Origin of the sequence: Streptomyces cellostaticus, from assembly GCF_023630175.1 — a bacterium.
Lineage (GTDB): Bacteria > Actinomycetota > Actinomycetes > Streptomycetales > Streptomycetaceae > Streptomyces > Streptomyces cellostaticus_A.
The window spans coordinates 1-2,788 of sequence record NZ_JALLIN010000107.1 but is presented as its reverse complement, the minus strand read 5'-3'; the positions used below and the strand labels follow the sequence as shown (position 1 = coordinate 2,788).

At 75.3% G+C, this 2,788-nt stretch carries 3 protein-coding genes; 2 read left to right on the top strand and 1 reads right to left on the bottom strand.

Features of this window, described 5'->3' with window-relative positions:
* Positions 1-1,680: helix-hairpin-helix domain-containing protein (locus tag MXD57_RS31150; protein WP_250405567.1), on the top strand; the 1,680-nt coding region annotated here is incomplete at its 5' end.
* A 78-nt stretch (positions 1,681-1,758) separates the two neighbouring features.
* Here MXD57_RS31150 and MXD57_RS31145 read toward each other — a convergent pair.
* Positions 1,759-2,472: a hypothetical protein gene (locus tag MXD57_RS31145; RefSeq protein ID WP_250405566.1), complete on the bottom strand. Its 714-nt coding sequence runs from the start codon at positions 2,470-2,472 to the stop codon at positions 1,759-1,761.
* Positions 2,473-2,519: 47 nt separating this feature from the next.
* Here MXD57_RS31145 and MXD57_RS31140 point away from each other — a divergent pair, with 47 nt between their 5' ends.
* Positions 2,520-2,708 carry a DUF5703 family protein gene (locus MXD57_RS31140; protein ID WP_014671721.1) on the top strand — a complete coding sequence of 63 codons (189 nt, stop codon included), beginning with the start codon at positions 2,520-2,522 and terminating at the stop codon, positions 2,706-2,708.
* Positions 2,709-2,788 lie beyond the last annotated feature (80 nt).

The window sequence follows — 2,788 nt, the reverse complement described above, 5'->3', positions numbered from 1 at the left end:
GCCGTCCAGGTGGCGTCGGGCCTCGGCGAGGGCGCCGAGGCCGCGCTGCGTGCGGACCCCTGGCAGCTCCTGCGGATCGGCGGGGTGCGGCCGGAGCAGGCCGACGGGTTCGCGCGGGCGCTGCTCGGCGCGGCGTGCGGCCCGGACGACGAACGGCGCGGCCGTGCGGTGACCGTCTGGCTGCTGGAGCAGGCGGCGCTGGCCGGCCACACCGCGCTGGAACTGACGGCGCTCACCGCGGCCCTGGCGCGGCGCGGCGTGCCGGACCCGGACGCGGCGGTGCAGAGCACGATCGCCGAGGCCGAGGCGCTGGTCTTCCAGGACGCCCTGGAGGAGCCCGGTGCCCCGGCAGCGCGGGAGGAGGACGGCGAGGAGGACGGCGAGGAGCAGCGCCCGGTCCGGGTCCTCGCCGGTCTGGAGCGGTACGCGCTCGCCGAGGAGAGCCTCGCCGACGGTCTGGCCCGGCTGGTCAACTCGCTGCCCAAGGAGGTCACCGGCCCCTGGGAGGCGGTCGCCTCCGGTGCGTCCGGCGGCGCGGCCGAACTGGCCCGCGCGGTCGCCGGGCACGCGCTGGTCCTGCACACCGGCGGCGAGGCGGCCCGCGCCGAACCGGCCGCGCTGCTCGGCGCGGCCCGGGCCGCGGGGCTGCGCGCCTTCGCCGTCTGCCACACCCCGGGCGGCCGCCACCGCCTCGCCGCCCTGCTCGGTGACGCCGAGGAGACGCCGGACGTCGGCACGGTCGCCGGTGTCCTCTCCGGGACCGAGGGGCCCGGCCGGGACGCGGAGGGCGCGCTGGACCTGGATCTGCTGGTCGTGCTGGACGCGCCCCAACTCGACGTGGAGAGCGGGGCGATGCTGGTGGAGTCGCTGCCCGACGGGGCCCGGCTGGTGCTCAGCGGCGACCCCGGGGTGCTGTGGTCGGCCGGGCCCGGCCGGGTGTTCGCCGATCTGCTGGCCGCCAAGGCCTGCCCGCAGCTCGCCTCCCGTACCCCCGACCCCGGCCCGCTGGGCGAGCTGGTCTCCGGCGTCGGGGCCGGCGAGCTGCACCAGGTGGAGGCTCCCGGCAAGGAGATCGTGATCGTTCCGGTGCGGGACGCGGGCGAGGCCGTGCACCGGACGGTGCAACTGGTCGCGGATTCGGTGCCGCGGGCGATCGGGGTGGCGCCCGAGCGGACGGTGGTGATCACCCCGGGCCACGGCGGTGCAGCCGGCACCCGGGCCCTGAACACCGCCCTGAAGGAACGCCTCAACCCCGGTCCCGGCCGCTTCGGCGGCTTCGACCCCGGTGACCGGGTCGCCTACTCCCCCGCCCCGGGCCGTACGGTGCCGGGCCGGGTGGTGGACGCCGACGCCGACGGGCTGCGTCTGGAGTGCGCGGGCGAGTCGGTCGTCGTGCCCCGGGAGCGGGTGGAGCATTCGGTGCGGCACGGCTGGGCGCTGACCGCGCACCAGGCGGCGGGCGGCCGCTGGCCTGCCGCGGTGGTGGTGCTGCCCGGGGACGCCGCGCAGACCCTCACCAGACCCTGGGTGTACACGGCCTTCGGCCGGGCCGAGCGTCATCTGTCGGTGGTGCACGGTGTCGAGCAGGCGCTGCCGAGGGCCGTGGCGGAGGTCGGGGCCAAGCCCCGGACGACCCGTCTGCGGACACTGCTGCGCGCCCAGCTACCCACTGCGCACTGACCGGCCTCCGGCTTCGGAGTAGGCGGCGGTGCCGTACGGGCCGTGGGCCGTGGGCCCCGGGGGCACCGCCGGACCGGGTCACCGCTCGGCGTCGAGCGGCTCCAGTTCGTCGTCGTCCAGTTCGTCGAGGCCCTCGTCGTCGTCCTCGTGGTCCTCGTCGTCCTCGTCGTCGTCCTCGTGGTCCTCGTCGAACACCGCGCTGACGTCGAAGCGGCACAGCACCAGCTCCGGGTCGACCTGGTCGAACGGGGCCTCCAGCCACTCCCCGGGTTCGGTCGGCTCGTCGGCTGCGGTGACCCAGAGCGTGGAGTCGCCCTCCTCCAGGCCGAACTCCTTGTGCCGGGAGGCGATCTCGTCCGGCTCGAACTCGCCGAAGAGGATGCCGAGCGCCCCGGGGACGGTGGTGGCGGCGTCCTCGTCGGCGCCCTCGCCTCCTTCGTGCTCCGCCGCCTCGACGCGCTGGGCCTGGGCCAGCAGTCGCTGCGGCTCCGCCACGGAGTAGTCGCGGCGGATCAGCACGCTGACGGCGTTCGGTTCCTCCGGGCCCGTGTACGGCGGCAGCGAGTCCTCCGCACCCGGGATCTCGAAGGGCGTGACCTCGTCGTAGCGGTCGTAGAGCAGTTCGTCGTACGCCTCGGCGGCCGCGGCCAGCTCGTTGAACGCCTCGTAGACGGCCTGGTCGTCGTCCCCCGTTCTGCGTTCGACCGCGGCCAGGTGACGGTCGAGCGCGGTCTTGACCGCCTCGACGGCGGCGCGTACCTCGGCAGCGGTGGGCTGCGCAGCATCAGACATAGTGCAGACGCTATCCGTACCGGGCACCAGCCCGCACAATAGATGCGATGCCGGAATACGAATTTGTCGACGTGTACGTGCCTCGCGGGGTGTCCCGCAAGGAGGCCACGCGTCTGCTGACGGACCATGCCGAGTACGGACACTGGGAGTTGGACCGACTGAGCCTGCTGCGCGACGGCAGCCGCAGGGTGCGGTTGCGCCGACGGATCATCCGCCAGGTGCGGGCCACGTGGTGAGGCAGGACGACGCATGAACGAAGCGGGGGGGGCCCCCCGGGGGGGGGGGGCCCCCCCTTCGGCGTTCTGGTGGACGTCCG